This is a genomic window from Kineococcus indalonis, assembly GCF_009906395.1.
In the GTDB taxonomy this organism is placed as follows: Bacteria; Actinomycetota; Actinomycetes; order Actinomycetales; family Kineococcaceae; genus Kineococcus; species Kineococcus indalonis.
In genome coordinates this window covers 1-1,625 of record NZ_JAAALM010000698.1, presented here as the reverse complement: position 1 = coordinate 1,625, position 1,625 = coordinate 1, and the positions used below count along the sequence as shown (strand labels likewise).

Annotated in this window: 1 protein-coding gene; it reads right to left on the bottom strand. The window is 78.6% G+C overall.

Going from position 1 to position 1,625, the window contains the following annotated elements; translation table 11 throughout:
• Window positions 1–59 precede the first annotated feature (59 nt).
• Window positions 60–1,625: DUF885 domain-containing protein (locus GTR00_RS20380; protein ID WP_166613355.1), on the bottom strand; the 1,566-nt coding region annotated here is incomplete at its 5' end.

Sequence of the window (1,625 nt, the reverse complement as noted above, 5' to 3'; positions counted from 1 at the left end):
CCGCCCGGGCGAGCGGGGCCCGGCGGCCCGGCGGCCCGGCGGCCCGGCGGCCCGGCGGCTCAGCCCAGCAGGGCCGCGCGCAGCACGTCCAGGCCCACCGAGCCCAGGTCCAGGGCGCGGCGGTGGAAGGCCACCAGGTCGAAGGCGGCGCCCTCGCGGCGCTGCACCTCCGCGCGCACCGACCACCACAGCCGCTCGCCGACCTTGTAGCTGGGCGCCTGCCCCGGCCAGCCCAGGTAGCGGTTCAGCTCGAAGCGCAGGACGTCCTCGTGGTTGGCCGAGCAGCTCGTCAGGTACGCCCACGCCTTCTCGTACGTCCACGCCCCGCCGCCGACCTCGGCGGGGGCGGGGAAGCCGCAGTGCACGCCGACGTCGATGACCACGCGGGCCGCGCGCAGCAGCTGCGCGTCCAGCATCCCCATCACCTCGCCCGGCCCGCGCAGGAAGCCCAGGTCGGCGGCCAGGCGCTCGGCGTACAGGGCCCAGCCCTCGCCGTGCCCGGAGACCCAGCAGCCCTGCCGGCGCCAGCGGTTGAGGACCTCGCTGCGCACCGCGGTCTGCCCGATCTGCAGGTGGTGCCCGGGCACGCCCTCGTGGTGCACGGTGGTCGCCTCGCGCCAGGTGGAGAACGTCGTCTGCCCCGGCGGCACGGCCCACCACATGCGCCCCGGGCGGGAGAAGTCCTCGCTGGGGCCGGTGTAGTAGATCCCGCCGCCGGTGGTGGGGGCGATGCGGCACTCCAGGCGCCGGACCTGCTCGGGCACGTCGAAGTGGGTGCCCGCCAGCGCCTCGACGGTCTCGTCGGAGCGCTGCTGCATCCAGTCGCGGAAGGCCGCCGCGCCGGCCACGACGGTGGCCGGGTCGGCGTCCAGGGCCTCGAACGCGGCGGCCACGTCGGTGCCGCCGGTGATCTCCCGGGCCGTGGCGGCCATCTCCGCGCGCAGCCGGCCGACCTCGTCCCGGCCCCACGCGTACGTCTCGGCGAGGTCGACGTCCGCGCCGAGGTAGGTGCGCGAGAACAGCCGGTAGCGGTCGGTGCCCACGGCGTCGGCCTCGGGGGCCCGCGGCTGCAGCTCGGTGCGCAGGAAGGCGGCCAGGCGCCCGTAGGCGCCGGCCGCCGCGGCCGCGCCGCGCGCGAGGTCGGCGGCCGCCGCCCCCTCCAGGGGCCGGCCGTCCACGGCGGCGCCGGCGGCGAAGGCGGCGAAGAACCCCTCCGGCGCGGCGTGCGCGGCGGCCTCGGCGGCGCACTCGCGCACCTGGCGCACCGCGGCCACGCGCCCGCGCGCAGCGGCGGTGCGCAGGCTCTGCACGTACCCCTCCACGGCCGCGGGCACCGCGGCCAGGCGCGCGGCCACGTCCGCCCAGTCGTGCTCGGTGGCGGTGGGCACCAGGTCGAAGACCATGCGCAGGTCCTGCACCGGGGAGGAGATGACGTTCAGCTCGCCGAGGTCCTCGCCGGCCGCGTGCAGCTCCAGCTCCAGGCCGAGGCGCTCGCGCAGCGCGGCGGCGGTGACGCGGTCGACGTCGTCGGCGAGGGGGGTGGCGTCGACGGCGGCCAGGGTGGTGCGCGCCAGCTGCGCCAGCTCGGCCAGCCCGCCGGGGGAGCGGTCGCCCAGGCCGGGGGC